24 protein-coding genes and 1 tRNA gene are annotated in these 23,118 nt (G+C 38.4%); 9 read left to right on the top strand and 16 right to left on the bottom strand.

Annotation, left to right across the window (positions count from 1 at the left end; translation table 11 throughout):
• Window positions 1–3: 3 nt before the first annotated feature.
• From era to CVS95_RS00340, 5 genes are read right to left on the bottom strand one after another with little or no spacing between them, the layout of a single operon-like run.
• The gene (gene era, locus CVS95_RS00360; RefSeq protein WP_107695168.1) at window positions 4–873 is read right to left on the bottom strand and encodes a GTPase Era; all 870 of its coding nucleotides are present in this window, start codon (window positions 871–873) and stop codon (window positions 4–6) included.
• A complete protein-coding gene (gene hslU / locus CVS95_RS00355; RefSeq protein ID WP_107686360.1) occupies window positions 870–2,192 on the bottom strand; it encodes an HslU--HslV peptidase ATPase subunit in 1,323 nt (440 codons plus the stop codon). Before hslU ends, era begins: the two co-directional genes overlap by 4 nt.
• 8 nt (window positions 2,193–2,200) lie before the next feature.
• Complete coding sequence (hslV, locus tag CVS95_RS00350; protein ID WP_002940451.1) at window positions 2,201–2,734, bottom strand: ATP-dependent protease subunit HslV; 534 nt, start codon at window positions 2,732–2,734, stop codon at window positions 2,201–2,203.
• Complete coding sequence (gene rplI, locus CVS95_RS00345; protein WP_107695167.1) at window positions 2,735–3,181, bottom strand: 50S ribosomal protein L9; 447 nt, start codon at window positions 3,179–3,181, stop codon at window positions 2,735–2,737. It abuts the gene before it with no gap.
• Window positions 3,182–3,206: 25 nt separating this feature from the next.
• Complete coding sequence (locus tag CVS95_RS00340; RefSeq protein ID WP_107695166.1) at window positions 3,207–4,430, bottom strand: argininosuccinate synthase; 1,224 nt, start codon at window positions 4,428–4,430, stop codon at window positions 3,207–3,209.
• A 202-nt stretch (window positions 4,431–4,632) separates the two neighbouring features.
• Here CVS95_RS00340 and CVS95_RS00335 point away from each other — a divergent pair, with 202 nt between their 5' ends.
• From CVS95_RS00335 to CVS95_RS00310, 6 genes are read left to right on the top strand one after another with little or no spacing between them, the layout of a single operon-like run.
• Complete coding sequence (locus CVS95_RS00335; protein ID WP_159071249.1) at window positions 4,633–6,732, top strand: TonB-dependent receptor domain-containing protein; 2,100 nt, start codon at window positions 4,633–4,635, stop codon at window positions 6,730–6,732.
• Entirely contained in the window at window positions 6,726–7,553 is an 828-nt protein-coding gene (locus tag CVS95_RS00330) for an alpha/beta hydrolase (protein ID WP_107695165.1), read from the top strand. The genes CVS95_RS00335 and CVS95_RS00330 overlap by 7 nt, the downstream gene beginning before the upstream one ends.
• Before the next feature lie 33 nt (window positions 7,554–7,586).
• Window positions 7,587–7,832 (top strand): RNA-binding S4 domain-containing protein, encoded by a 246-nt coding sequence (locus tag CVS95_RS00325; RefSeq protein ID WP_072594226.1) that lies wholly within the window; start codon window positions 7,587–7,589, stop codon window positions 7,830–7,832.
• Window positions 7,832–8,230: a tRNA (adenosine(37)-N6)-threonylcarbamoyltransferase complex ATPase subunit type 1 TsaE gene (gene tsaE / locus CVS95_RS00320; RefSeq protein WP_107695164.1), complete on the top strand. Its 399-nt coding sequence runs from the start codon at window positions 7,832–7,834 to the stop codon at window positions 8,228–8,230. The genes CVS95_RS00325 and tsaE overlap by 1 nt, the downstream gene beginning before the upstream one ends.
• Window positions 8,223–8,951, top strand: a complete 729-nt coding sequence (lptB, locus tag CVS95_RS00315) for an LPS export ABC transporter ATP-binding protein (protein WP_107695163.1) — start codon at window positions 8,223–8,225, stop codon at window positions 8,949–8,951. Before tsaE ends, lptB begins: the two co-directional genes overlap by 8 nt.
• Before the next feature lie 3 nt (window positions 8,952–8,954).
• Window positions 8,955–10,205, top strand: coding sequence for an RNA polymerase factor sigma-54 (locus tag CVS95_RS00310; protein ID WP_234400023.1), 1,251 nt, complete (start codon window positions 8,955–8,957; stop codon window positions 10,203–10,205).
• On the opposite strand, the gene CVS95_RS00305 is transcribed toward CVS95_RS00310, so the two are convergent.
• The 3 genes from CVS95_RS00305 to CVS95_RS00295 are packed head-to-tail and all read right to left on the bottom strand — an operon-like array spanning window position 10,206 to window position 12,054.
• Window positions 10,206–10,949: a hypothetical protein gene (locus CVS95_RS00305; RefSeq protein ID WP_107695161.1), complete on the bottom strand. Its 744-nt coding sequence runs from the start codon at window positions 10,947–10,949 to the stop codon at window positions 10,206–10,208. It abuts the gene before it with no gap.
• Between the two features lie 38 nt (window positions 10,950–10,987).
• The gene (locus tag CVS95_RS00300) at window positions 10,988–11,818 is read right to left on the bottom strand and encodes an adenylosuccinate lyase (RefSeq protein WP_107695160.1); all 831 of its coding nucleotides are present in this window, start codon (window positions 11,816–11,818) and stop codon (window positions 10,988–10,990) included.
• Window positions 11,819–11,868: 50 nt separating this feature from the next.
• A complete protein-coding gene (locus tag CVS95_RS00295) occupies window positions 11,869–12,054 on the bottom strand; it encodes a hypothetical protein (RefSeq protein ID WP_021091395.1) in 186 nt (61 codons plus the stop codon).
• A 110-nt stretch (window positions 12,055–12,164) separates the two neighbouring features.
• Between CVS95_RS00295 and CVS95_RS00290 the strand changes: the two genes are divergently transcribed.
• Together CVS95_RS00290 and CVS95_RS00285 are read left to right on the top strand one after the other, a co-directional pair.
• Window positions 12,165–12,241: transfer RNA gene (locus CVS95_RS00290), tRNA-Arg, on the top strand.
• A gap of 71 nt (window positions 12,242–12,312) precedes the next feature.
• Window positions 12,313–13,047 carry an imidazole glycerol phosphate synthase gene (locus CVS95_RS00285; protein WP_107695159.1) on the top strand — a complete coding sequence of 245 codons (735 nt, stop codon included), beginning with the start codon at window positions 12,313–12,315 and terminating at the stop codon, window positions 13,045–13,047.
• On the opposite strand, the gene murG is transcribed toward CVS95_RS00285, so the two are convergent.
• Entirely contained in the window at window positions 13,039–14,061 is a 1,023-nt protein-coding gene (gene murG, locus CVS95_RS00280; RefSeq protein ID WP_107695158.1) for an undecaprenyldiphospho-muramoylpentapeptide beta-N-acetylglucosaminyltransferase, read from the bottom strand. The genes CVS95_RS00285 and murG overlap by 9 nt on opposite strands.
• Window positions 14,058–15,218: an FtsW/RodA/SpoVE family cell cycle protein gene (locus CVS95_RS00275; RefSeq protein ID WP_084041320.1), complete on the bottom strand. Its 1,161-nt coding sequence runs from the start codon at window positions 15,216–15,218 to the stop codon at window positions 14,058–14,060. The genes murG and CVS95_RS00275 overlap by 4 nt, the downstream gene beginning before the upstream one ends.
• A gap of 92 nt (window positions 15,219–15,310) precedes the next feature.
• Here CVS95_RS00275 and murI point away from each other — a divergent pair, with 92 nt between their 5' ends.
• A complete protein-coding gene (murI, locus tag CVS95_RS00270) occupies window positions 15,311–16,099 on the top strand; it encodes a glutamate racemase (protein WP_107695157.1) in 789 nt (262 codons plus the stop codon).
• Between the two features lie 72 nt (window positions 16,100–16,171).
• Here the strand turns inward: murI and CVS95_RS00265 are convergent, their stop codons facing one another.
• The 6 genes from CVS95_RS00265 to CVS95_RS00240 all read right to left on the bottom strand — a co-directional run bounded on the left by CVS95_RS00265 (window position 16,172) and on the right by CVS95_RS00240 (window position 23,050).
• Window positions 16,172–16,762 carry a DedA family protein gene (locus tag CVS95_RS00265; protein ID WP_107695156.1) on the bottom strand — a complete coding sequence of 197 codons (591 nt, stop codon included), beginning with the start codon at window positions 16,760–16,762 and terminating at the stop codon, window positions 16,172–16,174.
• A 138-nt stretch (window positions 16,763–16,900) separates the two neighbouring features.
• Window positions 16,901–17,680: a MetQ/NlpA family ABC transporter substrate-binding protein gene (locus CVS95_RS00260; protein ID WP_087585897.1), complete on the bottom strand. Its 780-nt coding sequence runs from the start codon at window positions 17,678–17,680 to the stop codon at window positions 16,901–16,903.
• Between the two features lie 75 nt (window positions 17,681–17,755).
• Window positions 17,756–18,538, bottom strand: a complete 783-nt coding sequence (locus tag CVS95_RS00255; RefSeq protein ID WP_084107932.1) for a MetQ/NlpA family ABC transporter substrate-binding protein — start codon at window positions 18,536–18,538, stop codon at window positions 17,756–17,758.
• Between the two features lie 257 nt (window positions 18,539–18,795).
• The gene (locus tag CVS95_RS00250; protein ID WP_021091339.1) at window positions 18,796–19,470 is read right to left on the bottom strand and encodes a methionine ABC transporter permease; all 675 of its coding nucleotides are present in this window, start codon (window positions 19,468–19,470) and stop codon (window positions 18,796–18,798) included.
• The gene (locus CVS95_RS00245; protein WP_107695155.1) at window positions 19,470–20,426 is read right to left on the bottom strand and encodes a methionine ABC transporter ATP-binding protein; all 957 of its coding nucleotides are present in this window, start codon (window positions 20,424–20,426) and stop codon (window positions 19,470–19,472) included. The genes CVS95_RS00250 and CVS95_RS00245 overlap by 1 nt, the downstream gene beginning before the upstream one ends.
• Window positions 20,426–23,050, bottom strand: coding sequence for a valine--tRNA ligase (locus CVS95_RS00240; RefSeq protein ID WP_107695154.1), 2,625 nt, complete (start codon window positions 23,048–23,050; stop codon window positions 20,426–20,428). The genes CVS95_RS00245 and CVS95_RS00240 overlap by 1 nt, the downstream gene beginning before the upstream one ends.
• Between the last annotated feature and the right edge of the window lie 68 nt (window positions 23,051–23,118).

Below are 23,118 nucleotides of genomic sequence, written 5' to 3'. Positions count from 1 at the left end.
AAATCAACATCCAATTATTTTATTAAGGCTCTTTTCTTCTTTACTCCAGCCTTTTTTAACGATTACATCGAGTTTCAAAAAGACCTTTGATCCGGTTAAATTTTGTATTAACTTTCTTGCAAAAATTCCTATTCGTTTAATGGTTTCGCCATTTTTTCCGATGATCATACTTTTATGGATTTCACGCTCAGTGATGATGCTTGCAAAAATTTCAGTAATGCCAGGTTTTTCTTTTACGCTTTTTATGATTGCATCACTAAGATAAGGGATCTCATCGCTTAAATTTTCATAGATCGCTTCAAGTATAAATTCTCTAAAAATTTCTTTTTCATTTGTTGAAGTAAGAAATTCCGGATCGTAAAAATACTCATGCTCTGGCAAAAGCTTACAAATTTCATCAAGAAGCGGCTTTTTATAGGTTGGCTGCTTGGTGCTAAAGGTAAGCAAAGCTGTAAATTTATCTTGAAATTTTTGATATTGGGTGATCTTTTCTAATACTTTAGCGTTTGAGCTCTCATCGACTTTTGTTAGTACTAAGATGTGCGGTTTTTCAGGATTTAGAGCTAGAAATTTCTCATAGTCCTCTGTGCCATCATGAATAGGCGCTAAAAATACGATGAGATCGCAGTCTCCCATCGATTTTATTGCTTGGCTAATTAGTAGTTGATTTATCGCCTTGTTGCTCTCGTGAAGTCCTGGCGTGTCGGTGAAGATGATCTGATCTTCACCGTTCATTACGATGCCATTTATCTTTCTGCGAGTTGCGTTTTGCTTGTGCGAGACAATGGCGATTTTTTCGTTTAATAAGGCATTTAAAAACGAGCTTTTGCCAGCATTTGTGCGTCCTATGATGCTAACAAAGCCTGATTTCAAAGTATATACCTCGCTAGGTCTTGATCCTCAACCACGTCTTTTAGGCGCTCTTTTACGAGCTCTTTTGTCACGTTTATCTTTTCGCCACTCTTTTCGCTAGCCTCAAAGCTGATATCTTCTATCACGCGCTCGATCACCGTGTGAAGGCGTCTAGCACCGATGTCTTCCATCTTTTCATTTGCTGCGTGAGCGATCCTAGCTATCTCTTTTATCGCTTCATCGTCAAATTCTAGCTCAACATTTTCAGTTGAAAGAAGTGCGATATATTGTTTTAAAAGCGAATTTTTTGGCTGAGTTAAAATTTGATAAAGCGCATCCTCATCAAGGCTATCTAGCTCGACTCTTAGTGGAAAACGGCCTTGAAGCTCAGGGATGAGATCGCTTGGTTTGCTTATATGAAAGGCACCAGCAGCGATAAATAAAATATGATCTGTCTTTAAATTTCCAAATTTGGTATTTACATTTGAGCCTTCAACGATAGGCAGCAAGTCTCTTTGCACGCCTTCTTTGCTAGGATCTTGTCTATTTGAGCTACCTGAGCCAACGGCTACTTTGTCGATCTCGTCTATAAAGATGATACCTTCGTTTTCAGCTCTTCTTAAAGCCTCAGTTTTTATGCTCTCAAGGTCTAAAATTTTATCATTTGCTTCGCTTTGAAGGGCTTTTTTGGCATCTTTTACCTTCATCTCTTTTTTGATATTTTTACCGCCGATGCCAATTATCTTTATAAAGCTCTCTTGCATCTGCGCCATATCAGGTGGTACGTTTGAGCCAGCTTCAAGCGGATTTTGCTGTACCTCGATCTCGATACTTAGCTCGTCAAGCTCGCCGTTTCTTAGCCTATTTAGCATCTTTTCATAGCTCTTAGCGTACTCTGCTTGCTTTTCTTCGCTAGCACCTTTTGGAAGTGGTGGAAGTAGCTTTGAGACAATCTTTTCTTCGATGTAGGCGTTGATTTTGTCTTGGTTTTTCTCGCTTTGCTCGTTTTTTACGAGATTATATGATGCCGTAGCAAGGTCTCTTACCATACTCTCAACATCACGGCCGACAAAACCAACCTCAGTATATTTACTAGCCTCGACCTTGATAAATGGTAGTCCCATCATCTTTGAAAGACGCCTTGCGATCTCAGTTTTACCAACGCCAGTTGAGCCGATCATCAAAATGTTTTTTGGCATGATGTCATCTTGCAGGCTTTTTTCAAGCTTCATGCGGCGATATCTGTTGCGAAGCGCGATCGCTATGATCTTTTTGGCGTCCTTTTGACCGATCACATAGTCATCTAAAAATTTAACAATTTCTCTTGGTGTTAAGTTCATTTTCTCTCTTATTCTAAAACATAAGTTTTGATGTTTGTATTTGTATAGATGCAAATTTCGCCGGCGATCTTGAGACTCTCTTTGACTAGCTCTTCTTCGTCGATATCGGCAAATTTATCTAAGGCACGAGCCGCTGAAAGTGCGTAGTTGCCACCACTTCCGATAGCTGCTATCTTGCCATCTTCTGGCTCGACAACATCTCCAGTGCCACTAAGTAAGAAAATTTTATCCCTATCAAGCACAAGCATCATCGCCTCAAGCTTTCTTAGATACTTGTCTTTGCGCCACTCTTTGCTAAATTCTATAACTGCTTTTAGCAAATCACCCTTCGTATGCTCTAAATTTTTCTCAAACATATCAAAAAGATTAAACGCATCAGCAGTGCTACCAGCAAAACCAGCTAGGACTTTACCGTTATGAATTTTGCGAATTTTTACGGCATTTCCTTTTAAGACGGTGTTGCCAAAGCTCACTTGTCCGTCGCCGCCGATGACAGCTTTATTTTTGCCTTTGTAGGCTAAGATGGTTGTCGCATGAAACATCTACTCTCCTTGCACATCAACCTTCAAGCTCGCATTTATCGAGTGTCCAAGCTTTACATGAACGTCATAAAGGCCGACTGCTTTTAGATGTGTATCCATGTCAATCGCTTTTTTCTCGACAACTAAATGATGAGTTTTTTCAAGCTCTGCTGCGATCTCCTCTTTTGAGACTGAGCCAAAAAGTGAGCCATTTGCACCAAGAGTTTTTTTGATAACAACTGTTACTTTTTCAAGCTCTTCTTTAAGCTTTTCTAAATTTGCGATCTCATATTTTAGCTCTTCGGCCTTTCTTTTTTGAGCTACTTCATATTGGCGAAGAACGTCTGGAGTAGCTGCTTTTGCAAAGCCTTTGCCGATTAAGAAGTTGTTGCCGTAGCCGTCTTTTACCTCTTTTATCTCGCCAGCTTTGCCAAGTGCCTTTACATCTTTTATTAATAATACTTTCATTTTTATCCTTTTTAAATTTTATTTCTTAGTCAAATTTTCGCCCATTTTTGCGTGCGATTATAAAGCGAAGTGCGTTTAGTTTGATAAATCCAGCTGCATCTTTTTGGTCATAAACGCTATCTTCCTCAAATGTGCAGTATGCCTCACTAAATAGATTATCATCTTTGCTGTTTCTGCCAAGGATGATCACATTGCCTTTATAAAGCTCAACTTTTACAGAGCCATTTACGTGTTCTTGGCTCTTGTCGATGAGCGCTTGGAGCATATTTCGCTCAGGAGACCACCAGTAGCCGTTGTAAACTAGCTCGGCGTATTTTGGCATGATCTCATCTTTTAAGTGAGCTGCACCGCGATCAAGCGTGATGCTCTCGATCGCGCGGTGAGCTTTTAGCATTATCGTACCACCAGGTGTTTCGTAGCAACCACGACTCTTCATACCAACTGAGCGGTTCTCTACGATGTCAAGTCTGCCGATGCCGTGTTTTGCGCCAAGGCGGTTTAGCTCGGTTAAAATTTCAGCTGGGCTCATTTTTTTGCCGTTTATGCTTACTGGATCGCCTTTTTCATAGCCGATCTCGATGATCTCGCTCTTATCTGGAGCATCTTTTGGGCTTACTGTCCATCTCCACATATCATCTTCTGGTGCGTGACTTGGGTCTTCAAGCACTAGACCTTCATAGCTTATGTGAAGTAAATTTGCGTCCATTGAGTATGGGCTTTTGCCTGGTTTTTTAGTGATATCTATGCCGTTTTTCTCAGCGTATGCCAAAAGTTTTTCACGGCTGTTTAGATCCCACTCACGCCAAGGAGCTATGATAGTTAGATTGTCGCCAAGCGCGTAGTATCCAAGCTCAAAGCGAACTTGGTCGTTGCCTTTGCCTGTTGCTCCGTGGCTCACACCATCAGCACCAACAAGTCTTGCGATCTCACTTTGGCGTTTTGCTATTAGTGGGCGCGCTATCGATGTGCCAAGCAGATACTCACCCTCGTAGACCGCATTGGCTCTAAACATTGGAAATACATAATCACGTACAAATTCTTCTCTTAAATCTTCTATAAAAATATTTTCAGGCTTCACGCCAAGTGCTAGGGCTTTTTTGCGTGCAGGCTCTAGCTCTTCGCCTTGGCCAATGTCAGCTGTAAATGTGACTACTTCGCAGTTATATTCATCTTGAAGCCATTTTAAAATGATACTTGTGTCAAGTCCGCCAGAGTATGCTAAAACCACTTTTTTTACGTCTTTTTTCATAGCTCTTCCTTTTGTTAAAATGGTCGTATTTTAGCCTAAATTGATTAATTTTTAATAAACTAATTTAATAAATAATGTAAGTTTTTTCTTAGAAAATTTTATAAAAAATAATACTATTTAAAATTATGATAATTAATATTGTTTTAAAAGATACTTTGTTAAATTTCAAACTTTTTCAAATTAAATTTTTAAAAGGATAGTCGTGAGAAAAACAAAATTTATTGCCATCTGCCTTAGCGCTTGCGTGGCAAATTCGCTCTTTGGAGCAGAGCATAAAGACAATAACGAAACAAGGCTTGATGGCGTTGTAATAAGTGCGAGTGGCTTTTCGCAGCAGATCAAAGAAGCACCTGCGAGCATAAGCGTGATAGGTGGTGATGAGCTTACAAAAGATAGCTTTACTTCACTTCATTCAATCGCCCAGAAAGTGCCAGGCGTAAATGTCGTCGGTGGCGAGGATGGTCCAGCTAGCGGTATCTCGATACGCGGTATGGAAAGCTCTCAAACGCTAGTTTTAATTGATGGCAAAAGGGTAAATTCAAGTAGCGCAAACCCAAAGGGTGGAGCAGGGGATATGAACTCAAATTTCATCCCACCAGCCGAGGCGATCGAGCGTATAGAGGTCATCCGTGGTCCTATGAGCTCGCTTTATGGTAGCGACGCAGTTGGTGGCGTGATAAATATCATCACTAAAAAAGATTTTTCAAAATTTAGTGGCAATGTCGGCATCTCAACCACTATAAACACGCATAAAGGCATAGGTGATGGCAGGCAAGGTGACTTTTATCTAAATCTACCTCTTTATAAAGACCTTTTTGCACTCCAGCTTTGGGGCTATAAAAAGCTAAGAGATGAGGACAACTATAAAGGCGGATATCAAAAGAGCGATAAGAGAAATTTAAGTGCAAAACTTTGGATCACACCAGATGAGCACAATAAATTTTTTATCTTTGGCTCAAATGAAAGGCATGATTACTCAAGAACTGTTGGAAAGTCAGCCACTACTAGAACAAATAGACTTCTAAACGCCTATGACTATGAGAAAAAGAGCTATGGCGTGGGCTATCTTGGCGAATTTGATAATCTAAATGCCGATCTTAGCTACATTTATGATGAGACACAAAGAACGAGTCTTTTTGACAGCCTCATACCTGCAAAAGCCAAAAATCACAACTTTAATTCAAAATTTACAACCTTTCTTGGTGCTCACGCACTAACTTTTGGCTATGACTTTAGCAAGCAAAATGTTGGTACGACCTTCATCGTCTCAAACGCCTCAAGGAATGGTCTTAAAAATCCAAAAAGCTACTCGATGAGTGAGCATGCGGGATTTATCGAGGATGAGTGGCAAATTTTAGATGAGAAGCTATTTTTAACGCTTGGCTCAAGACTCACGCACAACGAATTCTTTGGCAATCACCTCTCGCCAAGAGCCTACCTAGTCTATAATGCCACAGATACGCTAAGCTTAAAAGGCGGCGTAGCAACTGGCTATAAAACGCCAAATGTTAATCAAATTTCTCCAGAAGTAGGCACTATCCAAAATGCTTGGAAAATAGTTGATTTTGGTAACAAAGATCTAAAACCAGAAAAGAGCATGACTTATGAAGTTGGGGCATATTATGACAATCAGGCTGATTTTAGAGGCTCGGTAACGCTTTTTAAAAATGAATTTAAAGACAAGATCCTAGACACCGACAACAGTAATGTAAATAAAATTCCAGCCTTTGGCACTTGCTCAGGTGCGCCAAGTGTTAATTGTCCTGGCTGGGGAACTTACTTTAACATAGAAGGTGTGACTGTTTGGGGCGTTGAGTTAAGCGGCGACTATGACATCCTTTCAAATCTAAATCTAAGCTCAAACTATACCTATAATAAGTCAAAGATAAAAACTGGCAACCCAACTATAAATACGCCAAGAGGCCCTATGAAATTTAGTGAGACAAATCTAGCCAGACTTGACGGCAAAAGCCTAACAGCAACCCCAGAGCATGCATTTCATGCAACACTTGCTTATAAACCAATTAAGAGTGTAAAAACATTCTTCACCACAAACTATGAGAGTAAGCTTACTAGTGTGAAATTTGGCCCTGGCAATAAGGTGAGTGAAAATAATAAAAATTTACTCACATTTGATACAGGCGTAAGCTGGGATGCAAACAAGCATCTAACGCTTAGCCTAAATGCTTATAATATCTTTGATAAAGTAAGATACGATGAGGCGCTTGCAGACGACGGCAACTACTACTGGTATCCACAAGAGGGCAGGAGATTTTGGTTTAAGGTCGCTGCAAAATGGTAAGAGCGTTTAAATTTTTGCTTTTTACGCTTGGTGTAACGCAGGCTTTGCATGCAGGACCTAGCCAAACGCCTGAGCCACTTAGCCAGAAAGCTGCTAGTAAATTTGAAATTTCAACCTTTAAAATGAGTGCAAATGATGAAATTTATAAAATTTTCACAGCCAAGCTAAAGGGGCAAAATGAGTTTAAGAACGTGCTTTTCTTGCTTGATGCAAATGCCCAGTTTAATATGCTTTTAAATGAATTTGACGGCTCATCTGCCCCACTAATAATAGGCATAGGATATGATACAGACAAAAGTTACGATGTAGAAAAACGCACAAGAGATCTCACGACAAAGGCAGATGGTGAGGAGTTTAGCAAAGGTGGTGGCGCAGATGTGTTTTACCACTTTTTAACTAAAAATTTAGTCCCACTAATCGATGAGAAATTTAACGTGCAAAATAGCCAAAAAAGCCTTTATGGCCACTCTTTTGGTGGTCTTTTCACGCTTTATGCCATGCTTAAAAATGAGTGTATTTTTCAAAATTTCTTTATCGCTTCACCATCTCTTTGGTGGGGCGAGTCTGAAATTTTAAAGCAAAACGTGAGCGAGGGTAAATTTAAAGAGAAACTAAAGGCTAAATTCGTCTTTCTTAGCGTTGGCGAGCTTGAAAAGAGAAAGGGCAAGACTGACAAAGCTGACATTTTAAAGGCGAGCGATCTAGCCCAAATTTTAAAGCAAAGTGGCGTAAATTCTCACTTTGAGCTTTTTAAAAATGAGACGCACGGCAGCGTCATACCTCTAAATTTAAAAGAGCTTTTAAAATATCTGAAGGATTAAAAATTTAAGGCTATTTTTGTTAAAATCCGCCGCATGAGAGTAGATAAATTTTTAAACGTAGTAAATATCACCAAAAGGCGTGCCGTTAGCGAAGATATGTGCAAAAGCGGCGTTGTGAGCATCAACGGCGTGCAGGCAAAAGCGGCAAAAGATGTTAAGGTTGGCGATGTGGTTAGCATCAAATTTCTAACGCGCGAGGCGAGATATGAGGTGCTAGCGATCCCAACTACAAAAAGCATACCAAAAAGCGCTCAAAGCGAATATGTAAAAGAGCTTTGATGGTTTTTGAGCTTTTAGAAAATGAGCTTGATAGGCTTGTGCGGGTGCTGCCAAAAAGTGGCGTGGTGCTACTAAGTGGCGATCTAGCAAGTGGCAAAACGACGCTTGTAAAGGCGATCATCAAGGCTCATGGCATAGATGAGAGCGTGACGTCGCCGACATTTTCTTTGATGCAAATTTATGGTAAAGATATCTACCACTACGACATTTACCAGATCGGATTTGACGGGATGGCAAAAAATGGTCTTTTTGAAAATTTATTTGAAGATGGGCTTCATCTAGTAGAGTGGGGCGATGAAAATTTAGAAAAAGCTCTAAAGAAAAACGGCGAGAGCTATACATTAGTAAAAATTTCTCCTAGCAAAAATGGCAGAAAATACGAGGTTATAAGTGCATAAACTAGAAGTAAAAGATCTAAAAAAGACGATTAAGAAAAGTGAGATCATAAAAGGTATATCTTTAGAGGTAAATAGCGGCGAAGTCGTGGGGCTTCTTGGGCCAAATGGCGCTGGAAAGACTACCACTTTTTATATGATTTGCGGGCTCATCTCGCCAACTAGCGGAGATGTCTTTTTAAATGATGAAAAGATCACAAATGTCCCGCTTCACAAAAGAGCGCACCTTGGTATTGGCTATTTGCCGCAAGAGTCAAGCATCTTTAAAGAGCTAAGTGTAGAAGAAAATTTACTTCTTGGAGCTGAAATTTTAGACCAAAATACGGAAGAGATCTCTAAAAAAGTAAATGAGATGCTAAATATGCTAAACATTGAGCCTATTCGTCTAAGAAAGGGCGTTAGCCTAAGTGGTGGCGAGCGCAGACGCTGTGAGATCGCTAGAAGTCTCATCATAAAGCCAAAATTTTTACTGCTCGATGAGCCATTTGCAGGCGTCGATCCTATCGCAGTTAGCGACATCCAAAGTATCGTTAGAGACCTTAAAAAGCTAGGCATCGGCGTTTTGATAACTGACCACAACGTCCGTGAGACACTAGCTATTTGTGACAGGGCCTACGTCATCAAAGATGGCTCACTTCTAGCAAGTGGCAGTGCGAGTGAAGTAGCAAACAACAAGCTCGTTAGAACGCACTATCTTGGCGAAGAATTTAAGCTGCTTGAGTAGATGATGCTAAGGCAAAAGCAAACTTTAGCACCAAAGATCAAACTAAACCAAACGCTAAGAAGCTGGCTTCCTATCCTTCAAAGCGGGCTTGATGAGCTAAAAGAGACGCTTGAGCCTTTTATAAAAGACAATCCATTTGCCACGATCGAACATAAAAATTTAGAAAAAAGCGAAAAAAAACGAAATTTTTTCGAGCAGGTCAGTAGAAATTCTGTTACTGAGAGTATCGAGGCTTTAAGCATCTACAAAGAAAGCCTCTATGAAAAGCTCGTTAGCCAGATAAATCCACCACTTTTCCCCACGCAAAAGTCACAAGATATCGCATATAAGATTATCGAGTGCTTAGATGATGAGGGATATTTTTCTTATGATGATGAAATTTTTGCTGGCTTTAATGAGGACGAAGTGGAGCGGGTTAGGGCAAGATTTGCCTACCTTGAGCCCTGTGGCGTTGGCGCAAAGGATGTAAAAGAGAGCTTTTTGTTTCAGCTAAATGAGATAGAGGCGAGTGATGAGATCATAGAGTGCGCAAGAAAGATCATCTTAAATTTTGAAAACATAGAAAAGCTTAGAAAGCTAAAATTTTACGACGACGCGCTAAAGATCATAAAAAAATTTAAAAATCCCCCAGCCATTGAGTATCTCGAAGATGAAAAAGAGGCGGTGCCTGATATCTTCGTGCTAAGCACAAGCAGTGGCATAAGTGTGCAGATAAATGATGAGTACTATCCAGAAATTTTGGTTGATACCGAGGGATTAGACGAGAAAGAGGCCTTTGTAAGCTCACGTATAAAAGAGGCGAGCGAGCTCATAGACGCACTTGAGATGAGAAAAGCGACGCTTTATAAGATAGGGCTTATGATAGTTGAGTATCAGTATGACTACTTCTTGGGCGGCGACATAAAGCCAATGAAGCTAAAAGACCTAGCAGACGAGCTTGGGCGCAACCCATCAACCATATCAAGAGCGATCGCAAACAAATATCTAAGCTGTTCAAGAGGCATGGTCGCACTTAAAAATTTCTTTTCAACTGGCTTTGACGAGGAGATCTCAAACGCTGCGATAAAGGAATTTTTACTAGAGCTCATTAAAGGCGAAGACCACAAAAAGCCACTTTCTGATCTAAAAATCCAAAAGCTCATACAAGCTAAATTTAACATCCAAATCGTTCGCCGAACTATCACAAAATACCGCAAAATTCTAAACATTGGCAGCTCAAGCCAGCGAAAAAGAGTCTATCAGATAAACGGCTAACTACCACTCATTTACAGCAAAAAGTATGACCTTTCGCATCTGCGCAAAAAGCTCGTTGCTAAGCTCTTCGTACTCTTTGCCACGTTTTTTATATTGTGCCATGCCCGCTGCATCGTCGTTCCAATAGCCCATACCACCAAAGACATCAGCCAAGCTTGCCGCAGCAAAAAGGGCTAAATTTTTCTTTGGCATAAGCGGTGCATTAAATATCTTTTGATCATCATTGCTTGAAGATCTAAGTGATTTTAATGCCCTGCGAAAACACTCACCAAAATTCTCACACTCTATCTCATCTGCAAAGGCCGCTATCTTGGTAAGTATGGCCATAAAAGCCTCTGTGTTGTCGCTAAAATTTTCTAAATTTATATCTTTTTCAAGACCAAATTCTTTATATGTTATGTCCCAGCCTCTTTGATCTTTGTTGTATTTCCAGTAGGGCACGAAGCAGCTCATGTTCTCTTTAAAAATACAAATGATCGATTTTGCGGTAGAGTTTGAAAAGCTAAGCAATAAACGTTCATCTGATGAGCCAGTTAAATTTGCAGTAAGTCTTACATCGCTTAATCCAAGTTTTAATGCGTGCTCAAACCACTCATTTACGCCATTTGTCCTATGGCCTGAGAGAAAGTGAAAATTTATACTATTTTCGTAGTTAGTGCCATTATATAGGATAGAAGAATTTGACTTTATGGCCTGCTTTGTGGCAACTATAATGGCGCATATATTAAACATTTCACCATTCATTTTTGCTCTCTTTAATAGCTCTCGTGGTAAGCTGTGCTCTAGCCAACCATCACAAAATTTTCTTGATTTTTAAAGTATGGTTTTAGGCTCTCATAAGCAGATTGAATATTTTTAAATTTCTTTGCGTATTCTTCTTGTATGAGAGGATTTTTGTTGGCGTGCCTGTCTGGATGATAGATATTTACGAGTGAAAGATAGCTTTGTCTGATAGTTTCAAAGTCATCATCTTTTTTGCAACCCAAAATCCCAAAATTTTCCTCAAGTAAATTTGCAAGCACAGAAAATCTGCTTACAAATTTAGATGAGCTTTTTATTTTTATGCCTTGTTTAAAGGCTTTGTAGTCTTTTTCATCATAGATAAAATTTACGCTAAATTTTGGGTAGCTTCTTTTGTAGAATAGTTTGTTTAATGTGTTTATGTCGTTGTCGTTTGAGATGGTGATGTTTAAAAAATCATCATTTTTGCCAAAAGCAACATTGCTTTTTACTAGACTCTCGCTGATATAGCTAGCAAAATCTCTGCAAAGTGTATCTTTTAGTTCAAATTTGACTTCATTTTTTACAAAATTTACGTTTAGACTAATGACTGGAGTTAGGGTATTTTTTTGAACAAAGCCAAGCTTTATGGTTTTATAGTTTGCAAAACGAATATCAAGCTTATCATCACTTTGCTTTTCATAAAGTTTTTTTATAAATTTTAAAAAGCACTTGCGTTGTGGGATCTCGCTCTCTTCGTAAAACGAAATAACCTTATTTTTATTAGATAAAATTTTTGTAAAATTTCTGCTTATCATATCTCTAAGCTCACGAAACAAAGTGTCATTATCAGTTAAAATGCTTAGAGATTCTAATGTTTGCGTAACTTTCATTGCTTACTCCACATAAAATATGACATGTTTTAGCAATAAGCATTCCAAATTTATATTTTTCTTATATCTTGGCCTTTAATGTACTCTGCAAATTCGTTTTTTAGCTTATTTTCTTTATACAAGATCGCCTCTTCTTTTGTATGAGAAACGGCTTCTTTTTGAGTTTTTTTGATCTCACCTTGTTCTTTAGTAAGTTCTTTTTTTATCTCTTTTAAACTATCGAAAAAATCATTCATTTTTACTCCTTTTGTTTTTATCGGATTTTACTAAAACAGTTATAAAATTAAAATGAATACAATTTTTCTTTAAGGAAAGTTTGGCTAATATCTCGACTTAACTTTCTTGTGCGCTCGTAGCTCAGCTGGATAGAGCATTTGATTGCGGTTCAAAAGGTCAGAGATTCGAATTCTCTCGGGCGCACCATCTTTTTAATTCTTAATGACAAACTTCATAATTTTTATAGTAAAATAAGCAAAAAAATTAAAAGAGAAAAAATGGATTTTCAAAATATTCAAAAACAAATTTCGGTACTAAAAGAAAGTTTGACGGCATTAGAACAAAATAGTGAACATGAGATCGGCTTGGCAGTTGGGGTTGTTGAGTTTAATAAAAACGCTGATGAACTTAAAAAAAAGCTTACAAATTTAAAAGGTGAAAGCGATTTCTTTAAAAGTGTCTTCAACACAGAGGACTATTATGAAAACATTAGTACTTATTTGGAGCAGATAAAGAGAAGCTTAAATTATAAAATTGAGAAAAACGGTGTGAGCTTTAAGGCAAATGAAAATTTACAAGAAAGCTATGTCGCCATTTTAAATATAATAGAGATTTTAGTAGCAGAGTATCAAATACAAAACAAAAATAAAGCAAAAAATCTCTTTTCTAGGACAACAGACACTACTCAAATAAAATTACTACTTGAAGAGCTAAATACTCTACAAGAGCGTATACATAATGTTTTGCATATTCATTCTAGGATAGTTTCAAATGTTATTTTGCAAAATTTTAAGATAATTTATACGTTCTTTTATAATTGTATTAAGGCTGCAAAGCAACGCAAAGATGAGCTTTTGCTAGTGGAGATCGCGGGCATAACTGACAAGATAATAACTATGATAAAACCAGTCTTTAGTGCAAAAATTTTAAATACAAATGAGCTTATTTATCACTACTTAATCTTTGAGCTAAAAGAACTAAAAGCTTGTGCGATAGGCGAGGAGCTAGTTTAAAATTTTATCAATTATCTCTTTTGCTCCATTTGGCAAAAGGATCTCTTTTAGAGCTTTGCTGCTTTTGTTTAGATCAAAATTTTCTATCATTCTTATAACTTCGTCTTTGTCTAAAATTTCTCCATTTTGCAAACAAATTTCAGCAATGCCCTTATCTTTTAAAAATTTAGCGTTATAAAACTGATGATTACTAGCAGCATAAGGAAATGGCGCAAAGATAGATGGCAAAGCATTTGCACAAAGCTCCCAAAGCGAGCTAGCTCCTGCTCTTGATATGGCAAGGTCAGCCTTGCTCATCTTATTTTCTATCTCTTTACTAAATTCAAAAATTTCTAAATTCGTTTCATTAAAGCCAAGTTCATCATATCTTTTTTTAAGTTCATCAAAGCCGTTTTTACCACATTGATGAATTATATTTATGCCTTTTTCTTTAAGATATGGAGCTAAATTTATAGCTAGCTCGTTTATCGCTTTTGCACCTTGCGAGCCTCCTAAAAACAAAATAGTCTTTAGCTCATCTCTCACTCTTGCACTATCAAAAAATTTCTTTGCTACGGGATAAGGGTAGGGCGAAGCTTCATCATAAGAGCTAAAAAAGCCTTTCGCGTAGGGCTTTAAAATTTTATTTAATTTGCCCATTACAGCATTTTGTTCGTGGATAAAAAGTGGTACTTTTGAGATGATTGCCGCAATGGCTGCTGGAGCTGCTGAATAGCCACCAACGCTAATGACTGCATTAACGCCATTTTCTTTAAAAATTTGCTTGCATTTTAGCGCTAGGCTTATGATATTTGTTAGTGATTTTAGCTTAGCAAAGCCTCTCTTATTTACCACACCACTACTTGGTAAGAAAAATTTTTGTAAAAAATTCTCGTCATTTTCAAACCAAAATTTATCTTGACCGCTAGTTGAACCAATAAAAATGGGCTTAATATCCCGTCTATTTAGCTCCTCGCAAAAGCTCCTTGCGATCGCTAAATGCCCACCAGTGCCTCCACCGCAAATAACAATCATAATTTTGCCCTTTTACTAACCATCAAAACCATGCCAATACCAATACAAATCGCGAGTACTGAGCTACCACCATAGCTTAAAAATGGCACCGCGATACCCTTTATCGGCGTGATCGATGTTATGCCATAGCTATTCATTAAAAATGAAAACGATAAGATAAGCCCGACGCCAAGCGTAAATAGATGATAGACCTTATTTTCGCTTCTGGCTGAAATTCTAAAAATTCTATAAAGTAGTGTTATAAATATAGCTACGATACACAAAATACCAAATACACCGACCTCTTCAGCGATACCAGCTAATACAAAGTCAGTATGGACCTCACTTAAAAAGCCGAGCTTAAAGATACCAGCGCCAAGCCCTTCGCCGAAAAATTCGCCATGCTTTATAGCGTTTAATGAGTGAGAAATTTGATATGGCTCTGGCGCATCAGCCACTCTTAATACATCTGCAACGCTGTCAGGCAAGAAAGAAAGTACCATATTTTGTATCGTTCCCCACCATGACTTTATACGTAAAATTCTATGTTCAGAGCTGACTATCGCTACTGTCATAACAAAAGCAGCTCCTAAGATACCGATACTAAAAAGTCTCGCACTTGCTCCTGCAAAAAGCGCCATCGTCACAAATGTAAGCGCCAGCACGACCACTTGACCAAGGTCATTTTGCATAACAGCGATAAGAAAGATTGCAACACCAAAAAGAATAATATAAGGCATAAGTATCTTAATCTCATCTAGCAGGGTCCTTTTGCCCTCACTAAATTTTCTAGTAAAACTCCAAGCTAAGAAGTAGACAAAACCGATTTTAAAAAACTCAACTGGAGCTAGCGAAAAGCCAGGTAGCCTAATCCAACGTCTAGCACCACCAGCGTCAGTTACCATTGAAGCTGGCAATGCATGCATTAGCCCCATGGCGATACCGCAAGATATAAGAAGGCCAAACCCTATCCAAACAAGCGTTTTTTCGGGATTGAGCCTAGAAAGCCACCACATAATGAAAATTCCGATACAACCAACAATAAACTGGCGGATGAAAAAGTGAAATTCGTCGTAATTAAAAAATAAAACCGTAAAAACTGGCAAAGATAGTGAAAAAATAATGCTTATAGCGATCAAAGTCGAACAAAGATAGAAAATGATCTTATCAACTGCCAAAATTTAACTCCAAGTTTAAAAAGTGCCAAAGTATAATAAAAAACGGCTTACAAAGATATTATTTGCTATAATTGCAGGCTTTAAGGATGGGCATGAAGATAGGTATATTTGACTCAGGACTTGGTGGGCTAAGCGTCTTAAACGAAGCTTTATGCAAGCTTAGAGAACATGAATTTTTATATTACGCAGACGTGAAAAATGTCCCATACGGACAAAAGAGCAGGGATGAGATCTTAAAATTTAGCTTTGATGCGGTGAAATTTCTCATAGAAAATGGCGCAAACGCCGTTGTAGTAGCTTGTAACACCGCAACAAGCGTAGCGATAAAAGAGCTTAGAGCAAATTTAAATGTACCTATAATCGGCATGGAGCCAGCCGTAAAAAAGGCTCATGACTTAAGCCATAATGATGCCTTAAAAACGCTTGTCATAGCCACTCCAGTCACCGTAAATGGTGCAAAATTAAAAGAGCTGATCGCAAATTTACACGCAAAAGATAAGACTGAGCTACTTGCACTGCCGCGCCTTGTAAATTTTGCTGAAAATGGGGAATTTGATACCGAGAATGTGAAATCATATTTAAAAGAAGAGTTAGCCAAATTTGATCTAAGTAAATTTGGTTTTTTAGTGCTTGGCTGCACGCACTTTAACTATTTTAAAGATAGCCTAAGAGAAATTTTGCCGTCAAATATAAGTATAATTGATGGCAACGAAGGGACAATAAATCGCCTTATAAGTGAACTTGGACTAAAAATTTCTACTTTAGATCAGGCCCCAAAAATTAGATTTTTCTATTCTGGCAATGAAGTATTCAGTAAATTTGAGCTAGATAAAATTTCAAGAAATTTAACTCATTTAGAAAAGATGAGGGCGATCTGCTAGGTTAAATCTAACTAAATACCACAAATAAAAATTTTATAAAATACACTAAATTTTACATATTTTTATATGTATTTAGGCTTTTCTTTGCCTTATTATATAAACCACACTTATTACAGTAACTACAGCTAAAAGAGCGATCGTGATTATTAAAAGTGTTTGTTTGCTAGGATTTGAACCTAGAAAATAGCCAACTCCAAGCAAAACAGCACACCAAATCCCAGCTCCAAGTGTGGTAAATAGACAAAATCTAAAAATGTTCATCTTAGCAAGCCCAGCTGGTAGGCTGATGTATTGGCGAATGCCAGGAATCAGACGTGAGTTAAATGTAGAAATTTCGCCGTGTTTATTGAAAAATGCTTCAAATTTATCCATTTTTTCGTGAGTGATTCCCACAAATTTGCCGTATTTTAAAACGATCTCGCGACCAAAAAAGTAGCAAAGATAATAGTTAAAAATAGCTCCAAGTAAGCTACCAAGCGTGCCTGCAAGAAAGGCCAAAATTAAACTCATTTCACCTTTATGCGCCAAATAGCCAGCCGGTATCATCGCGACCTCGCTTGGAAATGGAAAAAATGAGCTTTCTAAAAACATCATCACAAATATGCCAGCATAACCCCAGCTACTTACACTCGCAACTATAAAATCAATAACATCATGCAGCATTTAAATTCCTGAAAAATTTTAAAGTGAGCCATTTTAGCAAAGTGTAGCTTAAGCTTTTTGACAAAAATAAAGAGAGTTTATAGCTTATTAAAACCAGATAAAAGTAGAAGCAAAATAGGGCGAAAGCTCGCCCCATTTTTAAAATGCAGGTATAACTTCGCCTTTGTAGCGAGTAATGATGAAATTTTTAGTATCAGGGCTAAGTACCGCATCAACTAAAGCTTTGATTTTAGGGTTATTTTCGTTGCCAGCCTTTGTGACGATGATGTTAGCATAAGGACTGTTGGCGTCTTCAAGCAAAAGTGCGTCTTTTGCCACGCTCATGCCAAGATCAAGGACAAAATTTGTACTAATGGCAGCGATATCGACATCATCAAGCGTTCTTGGTATCTGAGCGCCCTCAAGCTCTACAAACTGTAAATTTTTAGAATTTTTAGTTATGTCATTTATAGTTGCAACTTTTACGTTTTTATCGATCTCGATAAGACCAGCTTTTTCTAAAATTCTAAGTGCTCTATTACCATTTGATGGATCGTAAGCGATCGCTACTTTTGCACCATCTTTTAACTCTTTTATGTTTTTTATCTTTTTAGAGTAAAAGCCAAGTGGCTCGACATGGACATTTGCAACACTTACAAGATGCAAGCCTCTAGCCTTGTTTTGCTCCTCAAGATATGGCAAATGCTGAAAGAAATTTGCATCCAAGCTGCCATCTTCTGTGGCGACATTTGGGATAGAGTAGTCTGAAATTTCAGAGATAACAAGGTCGTAGCCTTTATCTTTTAGTTTTGGCTTTACAAATTCTAAAATTTCAGCGTGTGGTACTGGTGAAACGCCAACTACGATAGTGTGGTCCTTGTCGGCTGCGTGAAGGCTTAGAGCAACTAAAGATGCGGTTAAAAGTTTGATAAATTTCATTGTTTTTCCTTTTTTGTTTGATTTAAGCGACGCTAAAAAGGTAAAAGCTTTTACGTCGCTTATTTAAAATTTTAATTAAAATGCTGGAAGGATAGCGCCGTTGTATTTGATCTCGATAAATTTTTTAACTTCTGATGAGTTTATAGCTTTATCAAGAGCCTTTATTTTAGGGCTATTTTCGTTGCCAGACTTTACTACAACGTAGTTTACATATGGGCTATTTTTGCTTTCAAGCACAAGTGCGTCTTTTACCGGATTGAGATTAGCATTTAGAGCATAGTTTGTGTTGATAACCGCGATAGTAACGTCATCAAGTGTTCTTGGTACTTGAGCAGTCTCTATCTCTTCAAATTTAAGCTTTTTAGGGTTATCAACTATATCAAGCGGAGTTTTTAGCGGATTATCGTTTAGCTTAATAAGTCCAGCATTTGCAAGAATATCTAAAGCACGGCTTTCATTTGTCGGATCATTTGGGATAGATACAGTCGAACCATCTTTTAGATCTTTGATATCTTTTATCTTTTTAGAATAAACTCCCATTGGCTCAAGATGAACGCCAACTGTTTTTATAAGATGAGTACCTTTGTTTTTGTTAAATTCGTCCAAATATGGAAGGTGTTGAAAGAAATTTGCATCTAAATCGCCATCTTCTGTTGCAAGATTTGGCGTGGTGTAGTCGTTAAATTCTTTGATCTCAAGCGTATAGCCATCTTTTGCCAAAATAGGCTTTACAACCTCTAAAATTTCAGCATGTGGAATAGGTGTAGCACCAACGATTATTGTTTTTGATTTATCAGCTGCATTTGCACTTACACTAAGACCAAGAGCAACTAAAGAAGTAAGAAGTAGTTTTTTCATTTATTATCCTTTTAAAATTTGCCAAGCGCCAAAAAAGGATAAATTTAAGCTAGAGGGTTAAATTTCTTTTTAAGCGCTTAAGCTAGTTCTAAGCACTTAAAAAGAAATTCTATGCTTAGAGATCAGTCTTTCGACAACGCGTTTTTTACTAGGCTGCACATGTGGCACATATCTGATTTCATCTTTTATCCTTTCAGCTAAAAATTAATTCGGGCAATTTTAAGGAAAAAAGCTTAAAATCAGATAAAAACAAAGGCCTATTTTTTAGAAATTTTATATAAGTAGTTACCTAAAACTTGAAAAATTTGAACCATAATGATAAGAATAATCACGGTGTAGAGCATGATATCTGGGCGAAATCTTTGATAACCATAGTTTATAGCGACAGATCCTAGTCCACCACCGCCAACTGCACCAGCCATCGCTGAAAAGCCAATATTTACAATAAGCGTTAGCGTAAATGCCGAGATAATGCCAGGAAGTGCCTCTACAAACATCACTCTAAAGATGATCTGAAATTTCGAGCTTCCAAAGCTTTGAGCAGCTTCGATGATGCCTTTATCAACCTCTTTTAGGGCATTTTCAATGAGCCTTGCTACAAATGGAGCCGCTCCGATAGTTAGCGGAACGATCGCAGCCGTGGTGCCAATACTTGTGCCCACGATCATTTTTGTGACCGGAAAGAGCACAATAATGAGGATAATAAATGGAAAGCTTCTAAGCACGTTTATAACGATATCAAGTACAAAATAAAGCTGCTTGTTTGGCTTTAGTCCATCTTTGTCTGAAAGGATGAGCAAAACCGCAGGTATGAGGCCTATGGCAAAGGCGAGCAGGGTGGAGACTATGCTCATATATAGCGTCTCGCCGATAGCTGGCAGCAGTATCCTAGAAAATACATCTGGAAATTTAGAAAAGTCAATACCAAACATCAAGCAACCTCCCATAAAACGCCACTTTGCTTGATGTAGTTAAGTACGTTTTCTTTATCTTTTTCATCTATGTTTATGACAAGCGAGCCAAGAACATTTTCGTTTAGCTTCTCAAGCTTGCCCCAAACTATGTTAAAGTCGATATTTAGGCTTCTAGCCATGTGTGTAATCACGCTGTTTTGAGCCACTTCTTTTGGAAAAAATAGCCTGATATTTGTGCCACTGCTTGGCAGAATTTCCACTTCACCCAAAAACTCTTTCATCTTCTCATCTGGCTTTAAAAATAGCTCTTCAATGCTTCCAGAGCCTATTATCTTGCCGCCTTCAAGTAAAATCGCGCGTTTTGCGATCGATTTTACTACCTCCATCTCGTGCGTGACGATGACGACGCTGATGTCTAGCTCTTTGTTTATCTTTTCAAGCAATTCTAAAATTTGATTTGTCGTGTTTGGATCAAGAGCCGAAGTAGCCTCGTCGCTTAGTAAAATTTTAGGATTTAAAGCAAGCGCTCTAGCTATAGCGACACGCTGTTTTTGTCCGCCACTTAGCTCGCTTGGATAGCTATTTGCCTTGTTTTCAAGACCGACTAAATTTAAAAGTTCTCTCACTCTTTTCTCGGTCTCGTCGCTTTTATAACCCCAAAATTTAAGCGGAGTAGCGACGTTTTCAAAGACATTTTTTCTAGCCATCAAGGCAAAATGCTGAAATATCATTCCGACATCTCGCCTTAAATTTCTTTGTTGCATCTCATCTAAATTTTTTATCTCTTGATCAAAGACTTTTAAGCTCCCACCTTGATAGCTCTCCAGGCCGTTTATGCACCTTAAAAGCGTTGATTTACCAGCACCACTGTGTCCTACAATAGCAAAAATTTCACCCTTTTCAACCTCTAAATTTATATCAAAAAGGATCTGCGTATCACCATAAAATTTGCTTAAATTTTCTATCTTTATCACTATTTTTCTCCAAGAGCTTCTAATTCTTCACATACTTTTTTAATTTTAGCCTCAGCGCTCTCTAGCGCCTCTTTATTCGTCTCTATAACTTCTTTTGGTGCGTTTGCCACGAAATTTTGGTTATTTAGCATACCTGAGAGTTTGGCTATCTCTTTTTCAAGCTTTGTCTTTTGAGACCTTAGCCTTGTGATGATACCGCTCATATCAAGCCCTTCAAGTGGGACAAATGCCTCTAAATTTTCGCTCACATCTCTTATTGAGTTTTCTATTTTCTCATCTACAAAGCCGATCTCTTCGCATTTTGCAAGCAGTTTGATATACTCTTTTACCTCGTCAAGGTCTATTTTTTCATTAAATTTAACAAAGGCTTTTGCGATCTTTGAGTTGCCAAGATCGATAGTAGCTTTTGCACGGCGAATAGCCACGATCGCCTCGATAACTAGTTCAAATTTCTTCTCAACCTCTAAATTTCGCTCTTTTACCTCTGGATAGCTCATCACCATTATTGATTTTGCGTTTTCAAGCTGTGTGCCGCTAAGCTCTTGGAATAGATACTCTGAGAGAAACGGCATAAAAGGATTTAGCAGCTTCATCGCCTCTTTAAATATACTACCAAGCTCTTTTACGCTCGCTTTATCAGCCTTGCTAAGCTCGATACCCCAATCGCAAAACTCATCCCAAAAGAATTTATAAAGTGTGTTTGCTGCGTCATTGAAGCGGTAAGCGTCGATGTTTTCGCGTACCTCTCTCACGCACTCGTTAAAGCGGCTATTCATATAAATTCCAAGCTTTGTTTGAAGCTTGATGGCTTCTAAATTTTCAAATTTGCTCTCATTTAGCATGAGATATTTGCTCGCATTATAAAGCTTGTTGGTGAAATTTCTTACTTGCTTCATCTTGGCGTCGCTTAGTTTGATGTCGCGTCCTTGAACGGCTAGAAGTGTTAGCGTAAAGCGCAATATATCGGCGCTATATTCATTTATGCTATCAAGCGGATCGATGACGTTACCAAGACTCTTGCTCATCTTTCTGCCGAATTCATCCTTTACAAGCGCGTGCAGATAGATATCGTCAAATGGCAACTTACCAAGGGCATTTTCACCCTGAAACATCATCCTAGCAACCCAGAAAAATAATATATCAAAGCCAGTTATAAGAAGGTTGTTTGGATAAAATTCAGCCAAGTCGCCTTCGAACCATTTTTCATTTTTTAGCTCATTATCATTGCCCCAGCCAAGCGTACTAAATGGCCAAAGACCAGAGCTAAACCACGTATCTAGCACGTCTGGATCTTGGTGAAAATTTTTACTTTTACACTTTTTGCACTCGCATGGCTCTCCCTCGTCAGCCCATATATGACCGCAATCATCGCAGTAAAATACTGGAATTTGATGTCCCCACCAAAGCTGGCGTGAGATACACCAATCTCTTAGCTCTCTCATCCATGCGTTAAAGCTGTTTATCCAGTGCGGTGGATAAAATTTAGCAAGACCCTCTGAGACCTTTTGTATCGCCTCATCTGCGATCTCTTTTTTGACAAACCACTGCTTTGAGATGTATGGCTCGACGACGTTTTTGCAGCGATAGCAGTATCCTACTTGGTTTTCATAGTCCTCGATCTTTTCGACATTGCCAAGTTTTTCAAGCTCAGCTACTACGATATCTCTAGCCTCAAGCCTCTCAAGACCTGCAAATTTATCGCACTTGTCGTTTAAAATGCCTTTTTCATCAAAGACAGTGATAAACTCAAGGTCGTGCCTTTTGCCAACCTCGTAGTCGTTTTGATCGTGTGCAGGTGTGACCTTAACAAGGCCCGTTCCAAACTCCATATTAACATGCTCATCTGCGATGATCTCGATCTCTCTATTTATGATAGGTAGCACCACTTTTTTGCCGATTAAATTTTTATAGCGCTCATCGTTTGGATTTACCATTACGGCGGTATCGCCAAAATATGTTTCTGGACGAGTTGTCGCCACTACAACAAATTCACTTGGCTTATCTGCAAAATAATATCTCAAATGATAAAGCTTGCCTTTGTTTTCCTTGTGTTCGACCTCGATGTCAGAAAGCGCCCCATCATGCGTACACCAGTTTATCATATAGTTTTTCTGAACGATCAGTCCTTTGTCGTATAAATTTACAAAGGCTTTTTTTACAGCTTTTCTTAGGCCCTCATCCATGGTAAATCTCTGGCGAGACCAAGCCGGAGTGATGCCAAGCTTGCGCATCTGATGGACGATCATGCCGCCGCTTTTCTCCTTCCACTCCCACACTTTTTCTACAAATTTCTCACGTCCGAGCTCTTCTTTTTTGATGCCTTGGGCTAAAAGCTGCTTTTCAACGACATTTTGAGTAGCGATGCCAGCGTGATCAAGTCCTGGCTGCCAAAGTGTCTTGTAGCCATCCATTCTTTTGTAGCGCGTCATGATGTCTTGGAGTGTGAAGGTTAGGGCGTGTCCGATGTGAAGCGAGCCAGTCACGTTTGGAGGTGGCATCATAATGCAAAATTTACGTCCATCTTTTTGGATATCTTTGTTCGCGTCTATCTCGAAGTATCCGCGTTCTTCCCAAATTTTATAAAATTTATCTTCTATCTCTTTTGCATTGTAAAATTCTGCCACTTTTGTGTCCTCTTTCGTTTAAAAAATGCTTAATGTTATCTAAAAATTGTTTAAAAAAATCTTTGCAA

This window comes from Campylobacter concisus (assembly GCF_003048905.1).
Lineage (GTDB): Bacteria > Campylobacterota > Campylobacteria > Campylobacterales > Campylobacteraceae > Campylobacter_A > Campylobacter_A concisus_V.
The sequence above is the reverse complement of the archived record's forward strand: the minus strand, read 5'-3'. Positions and strand labels throughout refer to the sequence as shown.

What these genes read in the sequence shown, in the direction of transcription:
- murG (WP_107695158.1), bottom strand. Translation starts at nt 14,061, where the DNA reads ATGATTGTTATTTGCGGTGGAGGCACTGGTGGGCATTTAGCGATCGCA.
- CVS95_RS00265 (WP_107695156.1), bottom strand. Translation starts at nt 16,762, where the DNA reads ATGCTGCATGATGTTATTGATTTTATAGTTGCGAGTGTAAGTAGCTGG.
- CVS95_RS00295 (WP_021091395.1), bottom strand. Translation starts at nt 12,054, where the DNA reads ATGAATGATTTTTTCGATAGTTTAAAAGAGATAAAAAAAGAACTTACT.
- CVS95_RS00260 (WP_087585897.1), bottom strand. Translation starts at nt 17,680, where the DNA reads ATGAAATTTATCAAACTTTTAACCGCATCTTTAGTTGCTCTAAGCCTT.
- rplI (WP_107695167.1), bottom strand. Translation starts at nt 3,181, where the DNA reads ATGAAAGTATTATTAATAAAAGATGTAAAGGCACTTGGCAAAGCTGGC.
- CVS95_RS00285 (WP_107695159.1), top strand. Translation starts at nt 12,313, where the DNA reads ATGGATTTTCAAAATATTCAAAAACAAATTTCGGTACTAAAAGAAAGT.
- CVS95_RS00340 (WP_107695166.1), bottom strand. Translation starts at nt 4,430, where the DNA reads ATGAAAAAAGACGTAAAAAAAGTGGTTTTAGCATACTCTGGCGGACTT.
- CVS95_RS00255 (WP_084107932.1), bottom strand. Translation starts at nt 18,538, where the DNA reads ATGAAAAAACTACTTCTTACTTCTTTAGTTGCTCTTGGTCTTAGTGTA.
- CVS95_RS00310 (WP_234400023.1), top strand. Translation starts at nt 8,955, where the DNA reads ATGCTAAGGCAAAAGCAAACTTTAGCACCAAAGATCAAACTAAACCAA.
- CVS95_RS00250 (WP_021091339.1), bottom strand. Translation starts at nt 19,470, where the DNA reads ATGTTTGGTATTGACTTTTCTAAATTTCCAGATGTATTTTCTAGGATA.
- hslU (WP_107686360.1), bottom strand. Translation starts at nt 2,192, where the DNA reads ATGAACTTAACACCAAGAGAAATTGTTAAATTTTTAGATGACTATGTG.
- tsaE (WP_107695164.1), top strand. Translation starts at nt 7,832, where the DNA reads ATGGTTTTTGAGCTTTTAGAAAATGAGCTTGATAGGCTTGTGCGGGTG.
- CVS95_RS00325 (WP_072594226.1), top strand. Translation starts at nt 7,587, where the DNA reads ATGAGAGTAGATAAATTTTTAAACGTAGTAAATATCACCAAAAGGCGT.
- CVS95_RS00330 (WP_107695165.1), top strand. Translation starts at nt 6,726, where the DNA reads ATGGTAAGAGCGTTTAAATTTTTGCTTTTTACGCTTGGTGTAACGCAG.
- hslV (WP_002940451.1), bottom strand. Translation starts at nt 2,734, where the DNA reads ATGTTTCATGCGACAACCATCTTAGCCTACAAAGGCAAAAATAAAGCT.
- CVS95_RS00305 (WP_107695161.1), bottom strand. Translation starts at nt 10,949, where the DNA reads ATGAATGGTGAAATGTTTAATATATGCGCCATTATAGTTGCCACAAAG.
- CVS95_RS00300 (WP_107695160.1), bottom strand. Translation starts at nt 11,818, where the DNA reads ATGAAAGTTACGCAAACATTAGAATCTCTAAGCATTTTAACTGATAAT.
- murI (WP_107695157.1), top strand. Translation starts at nt 15,311, where the DNA reads ATGAAGATAGGTATATTTGACTCAGGACTTGGTGGGCTAAGCGTCTTA.